14 protein-coding genes are annotated in these 18480 nt (G+C 67.7%); 13 read left to right on the forward strand and 1 reads right to left on the reverse strand.

Features of this window, described 5'->3' with window-relative positions:
• Positions 1 to 112: 112 nt before the first annotated feature.
• The 13 genes from AC1RJ5_RS15005 (at position 113) to AC1RJ5_RS15065 (ending at position 17510) form a co-directional block, all read left to right on the forward strand.
• On the forward strand, positions 113 to 1159 hold the full coding sequence (locus AC1RJ5_RS15005; protein WP_269573191.1) for a LacI family DNA-binding transcriptional regulator: 1047 nt from the start codon (positions 113 to 115) through the stop codon (positions 1157 to 1159).
• Positions 1160 to 1404: 245 nt separating this feature from the next.
• The gene (locus tag AC1RJ5_RS15010; RefSeq protein WP_493114064.1) at positions 1405 to 3828 is read left to right on the forward strand and encodes a TonB-dependent receptor; all 2424 of its coding nucleotides are present in this window, start codon (positions 1405 to 1407) and stop codon (positions 3826 to 3828) included.
• Positions 3829 to 3908: 80 nt separating this feature from the next.
• The gene (locus AC1RJ5_RS15015) at positions 3909 to 5282 is read left to right on the forward strand and encodes a DUF1593 domain-containing protein (RefSeq protein ID WP_493114066.1); all 1374 of its coding nucleotides are present in this window, start codon (positions 3909 to 3911) and stop codon (positions 5280 to 5282) included.
• Entirely contained in the window at positions 5279 to 6991 is a 1713-nt protein-coding gene (locus tag AC1RJ5_RS15020) for an arylsulfatase (RefSeq protein ID WP_493114067.1), read from the forward strand. Before AC1RJ5_RS15015 ends, AC1RJ5_RS15020 begins: the two co-directional genes overlap by 4 nt.
• Positions 6992 to 6996: 5 nt before the next feature.
• Complete coding sequence (locus AC1RJ5_RS15025; protein WP_493114069.1) at positions 6997 to 8673, forward strand: sulfatase family protein; 1677 nt, start codon at positions 6997 to 6999, stop codon at positions 8671 to 8673.
• Between the two features lie 2 nt (positions 8674 to 8675).
• Positions 8676 to 10007: an MFS transporter gene (locus tag AC1RJ5_RS15030; RefSeq protein ID WP_269573186.1), complete on the forward strand. Its 1332-nt coding sequence runs from the start codon at positions 8676 to 8678 to the stop codon at positions 10005 to 10007.
• 19 nt (positions 10008 to 10026) lie between these two features.
• Entirely contained in the window at positions 10027 to 11067 is a 1041-nt protein-coding gene (locus tag AC1RJ5_RS15035) for a LacI family DNA-binding transcriptional regulator (protein ID WP_493114072.1), read from the forward strand.
• A gap of 22 nt (positions 11068 to 11089) precedes the next feature.
• Positions 11090 to 11866 (forward strand): IclR family transcriptional regulator, encoded by a 777-nt coding sequence (locus AC1RJ5_RS15040; RefSeq protein WP_269573184.1) that lies wholly within the window; start codon positions 11090 to 11092, stop codon positions 11864 to 11866.
• Between the two features lie 92 nt (positions 11867 to 11958).
• Positions 11959 to 13005 (forward strand): gentisate 1,2-dioxygenase, encoded by a 1047-nt coding sequence (gene gtdA / locus AC1RJ5_RS15045; protein ID WP_493114074.1) that lies wholly within the window; start codon positions 11959 to 11961, stop codon positions 13003 to 13005.
• Positions 13002 to 13700: a fumarylacetoacetate hydrolase family protein gene (locus tag AC1RJ5_RS15050; protein WP_493114076.1), complete on the forward strand. Its 699-nt coding sequence runs from the start codon at positions 13002 to 13004 to the stop codon at positions 13698 to 13700. Before gtdA ends, AC1RJ5_RS15050 begins: the two co-directional genes overlap by 4 nt.
• A complete protein-coding gene (maiA, locus tag AC1RJ5_RS15055; protein ID WP_269573181.1) occupies positions 13693 to 14334 on the forward strand; it encodes a maleylacetoacetate isomerase in 642 nt (213 codons plus the stop codon). Before AC1RJ5_RS15050 ends, maiA begins: the two co-directional genes overlap by 8 nt.
• Before the next feature lie 36 nt (positions 14335 to 14370).
• Positions 14371 to 15948 carry a sulfatase family protein gene (locus AC1RJ5_RS15060; protein WP_493114079.1) on the forward strand — a complete coding sequence of 526 codons (1578 nt, stop codon included), beginning with the start codon at positions 14371 to 14373 and terminating at the stop codon, positions 15946 to 15948.
• Positions 15949 to 15956: 8 nt separating this feature from the next.
• Positions 15957 to 17510, forward strand: coding sequence for a carboxylesterase/lipase family protein (locus AC1RJ5_RS15065; RefSeq protein ID WP_493114081.1), 1554 nt, complete (start codon positions 15957 to 15959; stop codon positions 17508 to 17510).
• A gap of 7 nt (positions 17511 to 17517) precedes the next feature.
• On the opposite strand, the gene AC1RJ5_RS15070 is transcribed toward AC1RJ5_RS15065, so the two are convergent.
• On the reverse strand, positions 17518 to 18474 hold the full coding sequence (locus AC1RJ5_RS15070; protein ID WP_493114083.1) for a hypothetical protein: 957 nt from the start codon (positions 18472 to 18474) through the stop codon (positions 17518 to 17520).
• Positions 18475 to 18480 lie beyond the last annotated feature (6 nt).

Raw genomic sequence — 18480 nt, forward strand, 5'->3', positions numbered from 1 at the left:
TAGCGCTAAACTAGAATGGGAAACTTTGTCAACCGTGGCGGGGCTAGCTTGTTGTGATACAGAGGTCGGAAACAGGGTCGCGATGCCAACCGGGAATCAGGAACGGAGCAGGATGGCGCGGCGACGCGGCAGTACAGGCGTAACAATCCAGGCGGTGGCGGAGCGTGCCGGCACCTCGACGATGACGGTGTCGAATTTCCTCAACGGCACCGGCAAGATGGGCGAGGCGACGCGGGAGCGGGTGCGCGAGGCGGTCGACGCGCTCGGCTACAAGCCCAATGCGGCGGCGCGCGCGCTGGCGAGCTCGGGCGCCGCGCGGATCGGGCTGGTCTATGCCAATCCCCAGAATGCGTTCCTCAGCGCGATGCTTGTCGGCACCCTGCATGCGGCGGCGACGCGCGGAGCGCAGCTGATGGTCCAGCATGGCGGCAACGCCGCCGACTATGAGACGCTGGCCGAATCGCTGCGCGCGCTGGTGCGCAGCGGGGCCAACGCGCTGCTGCTGCCGCCGCCCTATTCGGAAGTCGTCGCCGGGCGGCCGATCCTGGCCGAGCTCGGCGTGCCGGTCGCGGTGGTGGCGGCCGGCCGGCCGATGCCGGGCATGGTCACGGTGCGGGTCGATGATCGCGCGGCGGCGCAGGTGATGACCAATCTGCTGATCGAGCAGGGGCATCGCCGGATCGGCTTTATCGGCGGCCCGGAGAGCCACGGCTCCACGGCGGGCCGGCGCCAGGGCTATCGCGATGCGTTGCGCGCGCACGGGCTGGCCGAAGAGCCCGAGCTGATGGTCGATGGCGACTTCACCTTCGAATCGGCATTGGATGCCGGCGAGCAGCTGCTCGAGCTTCCCAACCCGCCGAGCGCGATCTTCGCGGCGAATGACGACATGGCCGCCGCGGTCATCTCGCTCGCGCACCGGCGTGGCCTGCGCATTCCCGAGAAGCTGGCCATTGCCGGGTTCGACGATACGCCGATCGCGGTGAAGTCCTGGCCGCCGCTGACCACGATCCGCCAGCCGATCGCCGAGATGGCCGAGCGGGCGACGCTGGCGCTGGTCACGCGACTCGCGGGCGGCGACTCGGCCGGGGACGACGATGTGCTGGTCGATTTCACGCTGGTCGAGCGGGGAACTACGGGCTTTCTTCCCGATCGCGAATAGGTCCAGGCTGCCGCGCCCGGAGCCGGGATGCGGCCAAAATGGCACAATCCGGACAGTGAATGCCCAATCCGCATTGGGCAATGCATTCCACCATTGACAATGGCGTTGGAAAGTTTCAGCACAGGCTAGATTTAGCGCTAAGGCAACTTGCCGAAGCGACTGAACGGGAGCTTGGTCGCACGGTCGCGTCGCTCCTTAGGAGAACAAGGCGAGCCGCATAGCGGTCGCTGCTGTGGGAGGAACTGATGAGCGTCTCTAACATGAAGCTTAAGTGCGGCATCAGCGCTACGGCCCTGGTCGCGGCGGCTATGCTGCTGCCGGGCACGGCGTTCGCGCAGGAAGCTGCCGCACCGGCCGAGGCCACGCAGGAAGCGCCCGCCGCCGACATCTCTTCGGAAGGCGAGATCATCGTCACCGCGAACAAGCGCAGCGAGCGCCTGGTCGAAGTGCCGGTCGCCGTCACCGCGGTCAGCGCCGATACGCTGTCGAGCGCGCAGATCAACGACACCGCCAGCCTCACCCGCGCGGTGCCGTCGCTCCAGTTCCAGCAGGGCAACAACCCCGGCAACAGCGGCTTCCGCATCCGCGGCGTCGGCACCCAGCTGTTCAGCCTCGGCGTTGAATCGGCCGTCGCGGTCGTGGTCGACGGCGTGGTCGCGCCGCGCCAAGCCCAGGGCTTCAGCGATCTCGCCGATCTCGAGCGCGTCGAAGTGCTGCGCGGCCCGCAGGGCACGCTGTTCGGCAAGAACGCGACCGCCGGCGTGATCAACATCATCACCGCACGCCCGTCCAAGACCTTTGGCGGCAATGTCGAGGCGACGATCGCCGAGCACAACGAGTATCGCGTGAAGGGGTCGATCAGCGGCCCGATCAGCGACACGCTGCGCGCCCGGGTGAGCGGCTTCTACAACCACATCGGCGGCTACATCTACAACGCCGCCCAGGACAAGATGGTCAACGGCAACGAAAGCTGGGGCGCGCGCGGCAAGCTCGAATGGGATGCCGCTTCGAACCTCACCTTCCTGCTGACCGGCGACTATCGCGAGAACAACGCCGATTGCTGCTCGCGCGTGCCCGTCTCGATCGTAACCCCGGCGATGAAGACGCTGCTCGGCTCCTCGGTGGTCGCTTCCCCCGAGAACCGCACCATCTCGAACGACGATCTGAGCTACTACCACACCAAGTCGTCGGTGGTGTCGCTGCAGGGCGACTGGGACCTCGGCGCGGCGACGCTGACCTCGATCACTGCCTGGCAATATTATCGCCAGAACGACCAGTTCGAGCCCGACCAGATCGCGTCGAACCCGGTGCGCTATGTCGGCGCCTTCCCCTATTCGCAGTGGAACAACAACTCCACGCACCTGGGCTATAACAACTATTCGCAGGAGCTGCGCCTCGGCTCGAACGGCAGCCGCGACTTCACCTATGTCATCGGCGCCTTCTACAACCATCTCGATCTCGACCGCTCGCTGGCGCGCCGTCGCCTGCGCTGCGCCGCCGGCACGCTGGGCCAGCCCTGCACCCAGACCAGCGCCGACTCCTCGGGCTTCGAGGGCAATTTCAAGAGCGACAACTATGCGCTGTTCGGCCAGGTCGACTGGCGCGTGGCGGGCGGACTGCATGTGATCGCCGGCCTGCGCGGCCAGTATGAGAAGCAGACCGTCACCGGCCGCGTCTTCGGCCCGCTGGTCGCCGGCGACGCGCTGTTCCCCGGCATCACCGTCAACAGCGGCACCCGTTCGCGCGACGACACCGCGCTCACCGGCAAGGCGGGCCTGCGCTACGAGTTCAACCGCAACCTGCAGGTCTATGGCAGCTATACGCGCGGCTATAAGGCCTTCGCGCTCGACATCGACGCGCAGACCCGGTTCGACACGCAGAACGGCATCGCGCCCGAGCATGTCGATGCCTATGAACTCGGCGCCAAGTGGATCGCGCCGGGCGGCAAGTTCGACATCAACGCGGCACTTTTCCGCTCGGACTTCACCAATCTGCAGATCCAGTCGCTGGTGAGCGATCCGGCCGCGGGCACGTTCATCACCGTGCTCGGCAATGCCGGCAAGTCGCGTTCGCAGGGCTTTGAGGTGGAAGCGAACTTCCATCCTTCGAGCGAGCTTTCGATCGCCGCGAACTTCACGCTGGTCGATGCCACGATCGACGTGCCGGGGCAGAGCTGCCCGATCCAGACGGTGTCGACCGGCACCTATGCGTCGAACTTCCCGGTCAACCAATGCTATGTCCGCAGCACCACGGTGAACGGCACGACGACGCTGTCGAGCGCGATCATCGACGTGGTCGGCGGCAACCTGCCCGCCACCCCGCGCTACCGCGTCGGCGTCTCGCCGCGCTACGAGCATGACTTTGGCGGCATCGCCGGCTTCGCCCAGGTCAGCCTGAACTATCAGAGCAAGACCGGGTTCGCGCTCAACCAGGACCCGCTGCTCACCCAGCAAGGCTATGCGATCGTCGACGCGAGCGTGGGCATCCACACCAGCGACAACAAATATGGGCTGACGGTGTTCGTTCGCAACCTGTTCGACCAGACCTATTACACCCAGCTCAACCATGGGACGATCCTGGCGAATGCCGCGAACCCCTATGACCTGTGGGCCAATGTCAGCAAGGACGCCGACCGTTACTTCGGCGCGACCTTCAGCGCCCGCTTCTAAGAGCCCCTCCTATCGGGCGGACCGTCCCCTCCGGTCCGCCCACCCTTTTGTTTCTATCCCGCGTGACTGAGGACTGGCCGATGCTTCCCTTCGCCCTCCTCCTGCTTTCCGCCCAGGCGGCGCCGGCGATCCCCGCCGCGGCTGCCCCCGCCGAGCGTCCGCGCGTGATCGTGCTCAGCGACATCGGCAACGAGCCCGACGATTCGGAATCGCTCGTCCGCTTCCTGCTCTACACCGACAGCTTCGACGTCGAGGGGCTGGTCGCCACCACCTCGGTCTGGCAGCGCGACAAGGTCCAGCCGCAGCTGATGCGCGAACGGATCGATGCGTATGAAACCGTGCGGCCGAACCTGCTGCGCCACTCGCCGAATTATCCCACCGCCGATGCCTTGCGTGGCGTGTTGCGCTCTGGCCAGCCGAGCTACGGCATGGGCGGTGTCGGCAGGGGCAAGGACAGCGAAGCCTCGAAGCTGATCGTCCAGTCCGTCGACCGCGCCGACACGCGCCCGGTCTGGGTGCTGCTATGGGGCGGAGCAGTCGATCTGGCCCAGGCACTCTGGCACGTCCGCGCCACCCGCAGCCCGGCGCAGGTGCAGACGTTCCTCAAGAAGCTGCGCGTCTATTCGATCTCCGACCAGGATGATGCCGGTCCCTGGGCGCGGCGGAATTTCCCGTCGTTGTTCTGGATCGCCAGCATCCATGGCTGGGGGCAGTACAATATGGCGACCTGGGCCGGCATCTCGAGCGACCGGCGCAATGCCGAGCAGTTTCCCGATCGCGAGATGGTCACCGATGGCTGGCTGTCGCAGCATATCCGGCGGGGGCCGCTCGGCGCGCGCTACCCGCTGCCCGAATTCATCATGGAAGGCGATACGCCCTCCTTCCTGCACCTGATCCCCAACGGGCTGAACGACCCCGAACATCCCGAGCAGGGCGGCTGGGGCGGGCGCTACATGCATGCCGCGCCGGATGGCGCCGGGCCGTTCGCCGACGTGAAGGACGTCTTCACCCGCGACGGGCGCACCTGGTCGGGCAACCAGGCGTCGGTATATCGCTGGCGTGCAGCTTTCCAGAACGACTTCGCCGCGCGGATGGCGTGGAGCGTCGATGCCAGGGCGAACCACGCGCCGGTGATGGTGGCGCAGGGCGTGGCCGGGCTCGCGCCGGTGCGGATCAGGGCGAAGCCGGGCGAGACGGTGACGCTCGATGCCGCCGGCACAAGCGATCCCGACGGCGATGCGCTCGACTATCGCTGGTGGCAGTACCGCGAAGTGGGCGGCATTCCCGGACAGCCGGCAGTCGAGATCGCCGATGCCGGGACACTCCGTGCGCGCTTCGTCGCGCCGGCGGTCAAGGCGCCGACCGCGCTGCACCTGATCCTCGAAGTGCGCGACCGGGGCACCCCGCCGATCACTCGCTATCGCCGCGTCATCGTGGAGGTATCGCCGCAATGAAATCGTCCCGCCGCCAGCTGATCGGCGCCTTGTTCGCGACCAGCGCGCTCGCCGCCGCCACGCCGGGCCAGGCCAGCAAGCGCAAGCCGCCGAACATCGTGCTGATCGTGCTCGACGACACCGGCTATTCGGACTTCGGCTGTTTCGGGTCTGAGATCCGCACGCCGAACATCGATGCGCTCGCCGCCGACGGCCAGCGCTTCAACCATTTCGAGAGCAAGGCGATCTGCACCGCGACGCGGGCGGCGCTGCTCACCGGCCGCAACAACCACAGTTTGGGTCTGGCCGATCTGCCCTCGGGCAGGTTCCAGCCGCCCGGCACCGGCAAGGACGCCGGCGATCTCGCCGCCAATGTCCAGCTGCTGCCCGAGGCGCTGCGCGCGGGCGGCTATGCGACGCTGGCGATCGGCAAATGGCATCTCGCCACCGAATTCCAGGACGGCAGCCCGGGCAACAACGCGTCCTGGCCGCGCCAGCGCGGGTTCGACTATTATTACGGCTTCATCAGCGGCTGGGCCGACCAGTATCGCCCCGACCTGGTCGAGAACAACGCGAAGATCGGCAAGCCGTCCGACCCGAACTATCATTTCTCCGCCGACATCACCGATCGCGCGATCGCCAGGCTGGCCGAGAGCAAGGCGGCCTCGCCCGGGAAGCCGCGCTTTCTCTATCTTGCGTTCGGCGCCACCCATGCGCCGATCCAGGTGCCCAGGCCCTATATCGATGCGTATGCCGGTCAATATGACAAGGGCTGGGACGCCATCCGTGCCGCGCGCTTCGCCCGGCAAAAGACGATGGGAATCGTGCCGCCGGGTACGACGCTGCCGCCCGCCAATTCCGGGGACGATGCATGGGAGCCGCTCGATCCGGTCAGGAAGCGGGTCTATGCGCGGTTCATGGAAGCCTATGCCGGCTTCCTGACGCATACCGACGAGCAGATCGGCCGGCTGGTCGCGGCACTCAAGGCGAGCGGCGACTATGACAACACGGTGTTCGTGCTGCTCTCGGACAATGGCGCCAGCGCCGAGCATGGCCAGACCGGCTCGATCGGCCAGCTCTATCCGCCCGCGCATCTCGATGCCGCCGAGCTGGCGACGCACATGCAGGATATCGGCACCGCGCAGATCGGCATGCAACGTCCCTGGGGCATGGCGAGCAACACGCCGTTCCGCCGCTACAAATCCTGGCCCAATGCCGGCGGGGTGCGCACCCCGCTGATTGTCAGCTGGCCGGGGCACCTGCCGAACAAGGGCGCGATCCGCCGCCAGCGCATCGACGCGGTCGATATCGCACCGACCCTGGTCGAGCTGGCCGGTGCGCGCTTCGATGCGGTGGTGGACGGCAAGCCGATGATCCCGGTCGCAGGCGCCTCGTTCCGCAACGCCCTGTTCTCCGCGAGCGCGCCCGATCCGCGGCCGGTGCAGTTCTTCGAGCTGCGCGGCAACCGCGCGGTGCGCGCGGGCAAGTGGCGCGCGGTGGCGATCCACAAGCTCGGCACCCCGTTCGAGCAGGATCACTGGGCGCTCTACGACACGGAAGCTGATTTCGCCGAAGCAGAAGACCTCTCGGGTCGCAATCCGAACAAGGTCTCGGAGCTCAAGGCGATATGGCAGCGGGAGGCTAGCCGGTACGGCGCCCTCCCGCTGTCCGAGGGGCCGGACTATGTCCGCAAGCTCGACCGCTACCGCGACGCGTTCCTGAAGGACTGACGACCATGGGCAAGCTCCGCCGCATCATCCTGTCCGGCTGCGCCGCCATGGCGAGCGTGGCGCTGGCGGTGCCTGCCGTGTCGGGCCCGACCGGTGTGACGGCCCCGCAGACACAGGAAGCCCAGCAGCCTAACATCATCTTCGTGCTGGTCGACGATCTGCGCTTCGACATGATGGGCTTCCTCAACCCGGGCCTGAAGACGCCGAACATCGATTTCCTGGCGAAGAACGGCACCTATTTCCCCAATGCCGTGGTCACATCCTCGCTGTGCAGCCCGAGCCGCGCGACGATCCTCACCGGTCAGACCGCGCGCAACCACGGCGTGGTCGACAACAACAACAGCTCGGAAGACGGGCTGATCTTCTTCCCCGCCTACCTCCAGAAGGCCGGCTACCAGACCGCCTTTTTCGGCAAATGGCACATGGGCTTCGACACCGATGCCCCGCGGCCCGGTTTTGACAAATGGGTGAGCTTCAAGGGGCAGGGCACCTATTTCCCGACCGAGCGGCTGAGCCCGGCGCAATTGGCTGCCGGAGCGCGCCAGATGCTCAATGTCGATGGCCGCGAAGTGAAGCGCACCGGCTATATCACCGACGAGCTGACCGACTACACGATGGACTGGCTGGAAAAGGGCCGGGACAAGTCGAAGCCCTTCTTCGTCTATCTCAGCCACAAGGCCGTGCATTCGGATGCGCTGCCGCCCGAGCGCTACAAGGACCAGTACAAGGATCTGGAGATCCGGCTGCCCGATACGCTGGCGAACACGCCGGAGAACAATGCGGGCAAGCCGCTCTGGGTGCAGAACCAGCGCAACAGCTGGCACGGCGCCGACAATCCGTACACCGGCAAGCCCGACCTCAAGGAGCGGGTGCGCGACATCTACCGCACGCTCTCGCCGGTGGACGACAGCCTCGGGCGGATCCTCGCCTATCTGAGGAAGAACAGGCTCGAGAAGAACACGATGATCGTGTTCTATTCGGACAATGGCTTCCTGATCGGCGACCATGGCCTGATCGACAAGCGCAACGCCTATGAGCCGTCAGTGCGCGTTCCCATGGTCGTCTATGCGCCGGGGATGGGCGTGGCGAAGGGGGCGATCAACCCTGCGCTGGTCCGCAACCTCGATCTCGCGCCAACCTTTCTCGACGCCGCGCATGTCGCGAAGCCACAGCAGATGGAGGGATCGAGCTTCCTTGGCCTCGCCGAGGGCAAGGTGAAACTGGCCGGCTGGAAGCCCAGCGACTTCATCTACGAATATTATTGGGAATGGACCTTCCCGCAGACGCCGACGACCTTCGCGATCGAACGCGATCGGGTGAAGTACATCCAGTATCACGGGGTCTGGGACACCGAGGAGCTGTACGACCTCGCAAAGGACCCCGAGGAACGCCGCAACCTGATCGACGACCCGGCCTATTTCGATGCCAAGGTCACGCTGCGCAAGGCGTTGTTCGACCAGCTGGCGAACAACAAGGGCCAGCATGTCGTGCCCTATACCGAGAAGACCAGCCCCGGCGTGGTCTATAGGGTCGAGGGCGGCACGCACGCCGCGGACTTCCCGGCCGGCTGGTACAAGCCCGCCGATCTGCCGACCAAGATGAACGACATCTTCCCCGACAGCCCCGCCAAGACCAAGGCAGGGCAAGCGGGCAAGCCCTATTTCCCCCAGAAGCCGGAATGACCATGACCGCAGCAACCGCCGCCGCCGACACCACGCCCTGGCCGGCCAGAACCACCGCCTGGTACGTCGCGATCCTGCTGATGCTGGCGAACACGCTGGCGTTCGTCGATCGCCAGGCGATGGCGCTGCTGGTGCAGCCGATCAAGGCCGACCTGCAGATCAACGATACCGCGATCAGCCTGCTCTACGGGCTGAGCTTCACCCTGTTCTACGTCGCGGTGGGCATTCCGATCGCGCGGATCGCCGATCGCTCGAACCGGCGCAACATCATCGCGGGCGCGATCTTCGTGTGGAGCATCGCGACCAGCCTGTGCGGCCTCGCGCGCTCCTTCGCCGGGCTGTTCGCGGCGCGCGTGATGGTCGGCGCGGGCGAGGGCGGGCTGACCCCGGCGGCCTATTCGCTGCTCTCCGACTATTTCCCCAAGGAGAAGCTGCCGGCGGCGATGGGGGTCTATCAGATCGGCCTCTATCTGGGCGGCGCCTCGGCACTGATCATCGGCGGGCTGATCTCGACCGCGATCCCGCCTTCCTCGACGGTGATCGTGCCGATCTTCGGGGCGATGAAGGGCTGGCAGATCGTCTTCCTGCTGCTCGGCCTGCCCGGCGTGGTGCTCACCGGCCTGATGCTGACGGTGCGCGAGCCGCTGCGCCGGGGCGCTGCGGTGGCGCAGGAGAAGGTGCCGCTGTCCGAGCTGTTCGCGCATATTGGCGCGCGCAAGGGCGCCTATATCGGCATCACCCTGGGCTTTGCGCTGATGATCTTCATCGGCAACGGCACTTCGGTGTGGATCCCCGCCTTCCTCCAGCGGACCTTCGGCTGGACCACCGCGCAGGTCGGCAGCCATTACGGGCCGATCGTGTTCCTGTGCGGCACCAGCGGCGCGCTGGTCGGCGGGTTCGTCGCGTCGAAGCTGCGCGCGGCGGGGCGCTCGGGGGCGAGCCTCAAGGCGTCGCTGTTCGGCTTCGTCGCGCTGGTGCCGATCACCATCGCCTTCCCGCTGATGCCGACCGCCACCGGCGCGCTGGCGCTGATCGGGCTCATGAACTTCTTCGCGGGGTTCAACTTCGGCGGGGGGCTCGCGACGCTGCTCGAGATGACGCCCAACCGGATGCGGGCGCTGGTCTCGGCCTTCTACATGCTCACGATCAACCTGATCGGCGCGGCGCTTGGTCCCACGGCGATTGCGCTGTGCACCGATTACTGGTTCGCCGATCCGCAGAAGCTGCCGGAGGCGATCGCGTTGGTCGCCGGCGTGGCTTCGCCGCTTTCCGTGCTTGCCCTGTGGCTTGGCATGCGGTGCTATCGCGCGCAGACGGGGCGGGACGCCGGATAAGGGAGCGAGCAGGGGGTAGATGGCACGGGCACGACGCAAGGGGACGGGCGTCACCATCCAGACGGTGGCCGAGCATGCCGGCGTATCGGCGATGACGGTGTCCTATGTCGTCAACGGCACGGGCCGGGTGAGCGCGGCGACGCGCGAGAGCGTGCTCGAATCGGTGCGCGCGCTGGGCTACCAGCCCAATGTCGCGGCGCGCTCGCTGGCCAGCGCCGCCACCTGCCGGATCGGCATCGTCTACCAGAATTCGCAGAACGCCTTCCTCAGCGCGATGCTGGTCGGCGCGCTCAACGCGACCTCGCGGCTGGGCGCGGAACTGATGATCGGCAAGGTCGAGGCGCCGGTGATGGCCGATACCGAGGCGGCGATGCGGCTGCTGGTGCGCGGCGGGGCGAACGCGATCCTGCTGGCGCCGCCCTATGGCGAGCTGGTCAGCGGCTCCGGGCTGATCGCCGAGCTCGGCGTGCCGGTCGCCGCGGTGGCGCATGGCGGCGAGCTGCCCGACATGGCGACGATCGGGGTCGACGACCGCGCCGCGACGCGGGCGATGGCCGAGCGGCTGATCGCGCGCGGGCATCGCCGGATCGGCTTCGTCACCGGCCCGCCCAGCCATGATTCGAGCCCCTTGCGCCTCGTCGGATTCCGCGATGCGGTGGCCGCGGCGGGGCTTCCCTGGGAAGAGGGCCTGGTCCAGCAGGGGCGCTTCACCTTCGAATCCGGGCTGGAGGCTGGCGAGGCGCTGCTGGCATTGTCCAGGCCGCCGACCGCGATCTTCGCCTCGAACGACGACATGGCCTCGGGCGTCTCCGCCGTGGTCCATCGCCGCGGGCTGCGCATTCCGGAGGATATCGCGGTCGCGGGGTTCGACGACGCGCCGATCGCGGTGAAGATCTGGCCGTCGCTCTCCACCGTCCGCCAGCCTGTCGAGCTGATCGGCGAGCGGGCGACCGAGCTGCTCGTCGCGCGCGTCACCGGGCGCGACGATTTCGGGGATACCCAGTCGATCCGCATGCCCTTCGACGTGATCGAGCGCGAATCGACGGCTTTCGATCGCTGATTGCCGCCCCTAGAGTGCCCCGATGACGGAAAGCACAGAGGGCGAGGCCGACAAGCGTCGGCGGGGGATTCAATCGGTCGAGATCGGGCTGGGGGTGCTCGAGGCGCTCGCCGCGCTGGGCGAGGCGTCGACGCTGGGCGCGATCGCCCAGGCGAGCGGCCTCTCCGGCCCGCAGACGCACCGCTATCTCGCCAGCCTGACCGCGGCGGGGATGACCCAGCAGGACCGCACCACCGGCCGCTACGATTTGGGCCCCGCCGCGCTCAAGCTCGGGCTGAGCGCGCTCGCCCGCACCGATGCCTTCCGTGTCGCCGATACCGCGATCGAGGCGTTCGTCCGCGAGACCGGCCGCACGGTGCAGGTCGCCGCGCTCGGTCCGCAGGGGCCGACGGTGGTGCGCTGGCACATGGGCCGCCCGGCGGTGATGACCTCGTTCGGCGTCGGCGCGGTGCTGCCTTTGCTCTACTCCGCCACCGGGCACATCTTCCTGAGCTTCGTGCCCGAGGTCGAGACCGATCCGCTGCTGGCGCGCGAACTGGCTGACAGCGAGATGACCGCGGCGGATGTCGCGGCGATCCGCAAGCGGGTCCGCGCGGACGGCCGTGCCTATGTCGAGGGTACGGTGATCCCGGGGCTGCGCGCCGCCGCCTTCCCGATCTTCGACATGCAGGGCCGCGCGATCCTCAGCGCCACCGCGCTGGTGCCCGGCGCCTACAAGGCGGACGACAGCGGCGCGGTGCTCGACAAGCTCGCCGCTTCCTGTCGCGAGGTCAGCGAAAGGCTCGGCTGGAGCGGATAATTCGTTTGACATAGGACAATCAATTGCCCGATGGATAACGGGTGCGGCGCCCCCTACTCTGCGCCGCACACCCCATTTCGTGAGTATCGGGCATGACTCTCGCCAACGACCAGCGGACCCAGCTTGAAGCGCTGTACGAGGAGATGGCGCCCGCGCATCTGACGCCGCTGTGGGAATCGCTCGCCGAGCTGGTCCGCCCGCAGCCCAAGTCGCCGGCGCAGGTCCACCGCTGGTCCTATGCCGAAGCGCGCGACTATCTGCTGCGCGCCGGCGACCTGATCTCCGCCGAACAGGCCGAGCGCCGCGTGCTGATCCTCGAGAACCCCGGGCTGGAAGGCCAGTCGGCGATCGTGCCGAGCCTCTATGCCGGGCTCCAGCTGATCCTGCCGGGCGAAGTCGCCCCGGCGCACCGCCACGCCCAGTCGGCGCTGCGCTTCGTGATGGAAGGCGACGGCGCCTTCACCGCGGTCGACGGCGAAAAGGCGATCATGCGCCCGTTCGATCTGGTGCTGACCCCCGGCTGGCAATGGCACGACCATGGCAACCCCACCGACAAGCCGATGATCTGGCTCGACGGGCTCGACATCCCGACCGTCCGCCATTTCGATGCGAGCTTCGCCGAGAAGGGCGAGGAGAAGGTCTATCCCGAGACGGTGAAGCCCGGCGACACGCTGGCGCGCTATGGCCACAACATGCGGCCGCTGCGCGGATCTCTGGCCGATCGCCGCCCGTCGCACCAGCCGCTGTTCCACTATCCCTATGCCGAGTGGCGCCCCGCACTCGATGCCATGGCCGCCTCGGCCGAGATCGATCCGCATCTTGGCCACGCCCTGGAGTTCCTCAATCCGGCCAATGGCGGCCCGGTGATGTCGACCATCGCCGCGCATGTCCGCCTGCTGCCCGCAGGCTTCGAGACGCGGCCGCGCCGCAGCACCGACGGCACCGTGTTCGTCGTGGTCGAAGGCAGCGGCACCGCGGTGATCGAGGGCAAGGAAATCGCGCTCAATCCGCGTGACATCTTCACCGTGCCGTCGTGGCACGAGCTTCGCCTGCGGGCCGGGAGCACGCTGGTGCTGTTCGGTTATTCGGACAAGGCCGCGCAGGAGAAGCTGAACCTCTACAAGGAGCAGAATTCGTGACGACCCTATTCGCCCCCCAGGATCCGGTGCTCGCCGCGACCACCGACGGCAACCAGTTTCCGGTCCGCCGCGTCTTCTGCATCGGCCGCAACTATGCCGCCCATGCCCGCGAGATGGGCCGCGATCCGGACCGCGAGCCGCCCTTCTTCTTCACGAAGTGGGCCGAGACCGTGGTGCCGACCGGCACGACCGTGGCCTATCCCAGCGAGACGGCCAATTTCCATTATGAAGCCGAGCTGGTGCTCGCGATCGGCAAGGGCGGGCGCAACATCGCCGCCGCCGATGCGCTGGATCACATCTATGGCTATGCCACCGGCCTCGACATGACCCGCCGCGACTTGCAGCTCGAAGCGCGCGAAAAGGGCCGTCCGTGGAGCACCGGCAAGAATGTCGAGCAGTCCTCGCCGCTCGGCCTGATCCATCCGGCCAGCGAGACCGGCACGTTCGACAGCGGCAGCATCAAGCTGACGGTGAACGGCGTGGTGAAGCAGGATGCCGATCTCAACGAGTTGATCTGGGACGTGCCCGATGTGATCGCCTATGTCTCGCGCTTCTACCGGCTGGAGCCGGGCGACCTGATCTATACCGGCACCCCGGCGGGCGTCGGCGCGGTGGTAGAGGGCGACGAGGTCGTCGTGTCGATCGCCGGCCTCAGCGATTGCGTGATCAAGGTGGGAGCGCCGGCACGTGACTGATGCGGTGACCCTGCACGGCTATTTCCGCTCGGGCGCATCCTACCGGGTGCGCATCGCGCTCAACCTGAAGGGCATCGGATATGCCGATGCCTTCCACCATCTGCGCAAGGGCGAGCAAAACGCGCCGGAATATCGCGCGATCAATCCGCAAGGACTGCTGCCGGCGTTGGAGATCGACGGGGCGGTGCTCACCCAGAGCCTGGCGATCTGCGAATATCTGGATGAAGTGCGTCCGGAACCGGCGCTGCTGCCGGCCGAGCCGATTGCCCGCGCCAAGGTCCGCGCCTTCGCCCAGGTGATCGCCTGCGACACCCATCCGGTGCAGAACCTCAAGGTGCTCGCCAATCTGCGCGCGCTCGGGCTCGACGAGGCCCAGGTCAATGGCTGGGCGGCGAAGGTGATCGAGGACGGCTTCGATGCCTGCAACGCGCTGATCGCCGATACGGCCGGCACCTATTGCTTTGGTGACAGCGTGACCCTGGCGGACCTGTTCCTGGTGCCGCAGCTGGTCAATGCGCGGCGCTTCGGGGTGGATCTGCAGCGCTGGCCCAAGCTGCTCGAGATCGAGCGCGCCTGCCTGGCGCTCGACGCGTTTTCAAAGGCGGCGCCGGAGAACCAGCCCGACGCCGAATGAGCCGACCCGAATACGGGCGGATAGAAGGAGGACAGGATGACCGGATTTCCGATGCATCGCCGCGCCCTGATCGGCGCGGCCGGATCGACCTTTCTGGCGAGCCTCGCCGCCCGCGCGCGGGTGCCGGGTGGGTCGCGGCCCAATCTGATCCTGTTCTTCCCCGACGAGATGCGGGCGGATTCGCTGGCCTGTTACGGCAATCCGGTCACCCGCACCCCGGCGTTCGACCTGCTGGCGAAGCAGGGTACGCGCTTCGCCAATTGTCATATCCAGACGCCGATATGTGCAGCCTCGCGCTGCTCGATGCTCACCGGGCTGCCGACCAGCGCGACCGGGCATCGCGGCTTCGGCTATCTGCTCCAGCCAGACGAGCCCAACCTGTTCCGCACGCTGCGCGAGGGCGGCTACGACACCTATTTCTTCGGCAAGAACGATGTGCTCGCGCCCGAGACCTTCGCGCGCAGCCTGACCGATTGGGCCGATCCGCCCGCCCCGGGCGCGGCACCGGGCGATCATGCTCCGGGCGCGCGCCGCGGCAAGCTCGACGGGCCGACGACGATGCTGCTGCCCGCCACCGGCGATCGCCGCGCGACCAGCGATTACGGCATCCTTCGCCGCGCGATCCAGGTGATCGAGCGGCGCGAGCAGGACCGGCCCTTCTGCCTGTTCCTCCCCGTCTTCCAGCCGCATCCGCCCTATCATGCGCCTGACGGCTTCCAGGACATGTACAAGCCCGGCGACCTGCCGCCGCTGATCCCGCCGGGGACGAAGGGGCGGCCGGCCTATCATGCTGCGATCCGCGACAAATACCGTCTGAACGAAGTCGATGATGCGGTGCTGCGCCAGGTGCGCGCTACCTATTACGGCCAGGTTTCCTATACCGACTGGCTGCTCGGCGAGCTGATGGAGGCGCTGGAGCGCACCGGCCGCGACAAGGATACCGCGCTGCTCGTCAGCTCGGATCATGGCGATTATGCCGGCGATTACGGGCTGGTCGAGAAATGGCATGGCGGGCTCGAGACCTGCCTCACCCATGTGCCGATGATCGGCCGCATGCCCGGCGGCGTCGCCGGCAACGTCGCGACGGGCATGACCGAGCTGTACGATGTGCTGCCGACCTTCCTCGATCTCGCCGGCCTGTCCTCCACCCACACCAATTTCGCCCGCTCGATGATGCCGCAATTGCGCGGCGGGCAGGGCGATCCGAACCGTGCCGCCTTCACCGAGGCGGGGATGAACATCTACGAGCCCCAGGCCTTCGATTCGCCCTCGGGCGGGCTCTATGCGCGCAAGTCCGAACTGGCGGCGGAGCAGCCGGCCTTGGTCGGCCGCGCGGCATCGGTGCGCACCCAGCGCTACACCTTCGTCCAGCGCCCGCAGGGGCTGAGCGAGCTCTATGATCGCCAGGCCGATCCGCAGGAGCTCAACAACCTGATCGGCCAGCGCAGCCATGCCAGGGTGCAGGACGCGCTCGAGCGCCGCCTGCTCGATTGGTACATCAACACCACCGGCGTTCCCGCCGATCTGCGCAACAGCCGCGACGTGCCCAATTTCACTGCGCCGCTCGCTCCCAAGGGCGATGCTGCCGCCGCGAACGCTATCCTGGATAAGTGAGGCCGAAGATGACCAAGCCCCTGCGCCTTCTCGCGCTCCCGCTCATGGCAGCGTTGTCGGCGGCCGCCGCGCCGAACGATCCGGCGCGCGTCACCATCGCCTCGGGTCCGATCGAGGGCAGTGTGGAGGGCGCGGTGATTGCGTTCCGCGGCATTCCCTATGCGACCGCTCCGGTCGCGGATCTTCGCTGGCGTGCCCCGCAGCCGGTTTCGCCCTGGACCACGGTGAGGGAAACCAAGGATTTCGCGCCCGTCTGCATGCAGCAGATGATCCCGATGGACGAGCCGCAGTCAACTTCGGCGTCCGAAGACTGTCTGTTTGTGAACGTTTGGAAGCCTGTGTCTGTTTCGGCCCGGCTTCGTCCGGTGGTGGTCTGGATCCATGGCGGCGGCCTGATGAACGGCGGCAGTGCCTCCAGGATCTTCGACGGCGCAACCTTTGCCAACAACGGCATCGTGACCGTTACGTTGAACTACCGCCTCGGCCGCTTCGGCTTCTTCGCCCACCCGGCCCTGACCCAGGCCAAGGAGGGGCCGACCGGCAATTTCGGCTTCATGGACCAGATCGCCGCGCTCAAATGGGTGCAGGCCAATATCGCCAAATTCGGCGGCGATCCCAGGCAGGTAACCGTGGTCGGTGAATCGGCCGGCGGCATCTCGATCCTCACCCTGATGGGCTCGCCCGCGGCCAGGGGGCTGTTCGCCCGCGCGGTGGTGATGTCCGGCGGAGGCCGCAATCTGCTCGCCCCCAAGACGCTGCCCGAGGCCGAGCGCTTCGGCGAGAATTTCGCCCGTAGCGCAGGCATTTCCGCCTCGGGCCCGGCGGCGTTGGCGCAGCTGCGGGCCTTGCCGGCGGCGACGGTGTCGGAGGGCGTGTTCATGGCGATCGGCAAGGTGCCGGGCGGCGACACCTATGTCGGCGGCGGCATGATCGACGGCACGATCATCACCGGCGCCACCGAGGATATCTTCCGCGCCGGCAAGCAGGCGAAAGTGCCGCTGATCGTCGGCGCGACCTCCGACGACGCCCCGATCGGCGCCCGCCCGGGCGACAAGGACACGCTGTTCGCAGCCTTCGGCGCGGCGCAGGCGGCGGCGCGCGCAGCCTATGACCCCTACGGCACGCTCGATGCCGATGTCGTCCGCCGTGCAATGGCCCGCGACCGCGCCTTCCTCGAGCCGTCGCGCTTCATCGCGACTTCGGTCGCACGGACCGGCCAGCCGGTCTGGTTCTACCGCTTCTCCTATGTCGCCCAGTCGCTGCTGCCGTCGCCGGGTGCACGCCATGCCAGCGACGTGCCCTACATGTTCGGCACGGTGGCGGCGCGTTACGGCGACAAGCTGGCCCCGCGCGACGTGCAGCTTTCGGATGCCTTCCACGCCTATGTCGAGAATTTCGCGCGGACCGGGAATCCCAACGGAGCGGGCCGTCCGGCATGGGCACTGTTCCGGGCGGGGGAAAAGGTGCTGATGGACCTGGCGGCGGACGGCCAGGCGCGGATGACCCGCGATCCGTTCGCGGCGCGGCTCGACGTTGCCGAGGAGCTGTCCGGCAGTCGCTGAGCCGCTGCTATTGGAGACGGGAGGCGAGGTCCTGCCGGAACGCCAGCCGCCCGGTCTCCAGTATCCGCTTGGGTGCCACCGGTCCCGCCGTCGCCGTGAGGTCGCGCACCCAGGCCCCGACCCGCGACGTGCCATGGGCCGCCTCCAGGCTGGCGAAGACACGCCATGCCGCTTCATAGCGTGCGGCGGTGTTGCTTTCGTCGCTGACCATGTCGTCCGGCTTGAAGTTGAACGGGCCGGCGGGCGCATAATGCGGGTCCGCCTTGATCTTCTCCCGCTCCTCGGCGCTCACCTGGCGCAGGATCGCCTCGGGCTTCACCTGCATGCCGCCCCAGCGGGCAAGCGCTACCGGCTCGGTCGAAACCTGGAGCGCGCGGGCGCCCTCGAGCGCGTCCGCGCGGGCTTCGGCGGGCGCCAGGACCGCGACGACCTTGCGGCTGATCCATACGGCGTGCCCCTCATGGAACCAGCGCGGCGTGTCCGCGCCGGCGCGCTGCTGAAAGGCATGGACCTGCTCATGCGGCATGACCACGACCGCCATCTTCTGCCCGGCGGGGGTAAGCGTGCCGTCCGGCGCGGTGGCGATCGTCCAGCGCTTCTCGGAGGTATCGCGCGGCGGGATATAGTCGGCGCGCGGCGTGAAGACCACGGAGGACCAGTGGGCATTGCGCCAGACCCTGCGGGTCTCGGCATGGAGCAACCGGATCTGCGCGCCCAGGCAAGCCGCCCGCGCCCAGGCAGCCGGTTGCGCGGCGGGATCGTAATAGGCGTTCATGCGGCCGCCGCTCTCGCGATCGGTGATGCGCAGATAGGGGAGGTCGCCGCCGCGCGCGGCGATCGCCTCGACCTCGATCCCCTGCAGCTGCGGGCGGGTGCCGGCGGGGGCAGCGCAGGCGGCGCGCGCCTGGGCATCGAAGCTGGCGGAAGGCGCCGATAGCGCGAGGGCAAGCGTCAGCAAGGGCATCGATCG

It is taken from the genome of Sphingomonas sp. GW822-FHT03G08, from assembly GCF_058801135.1.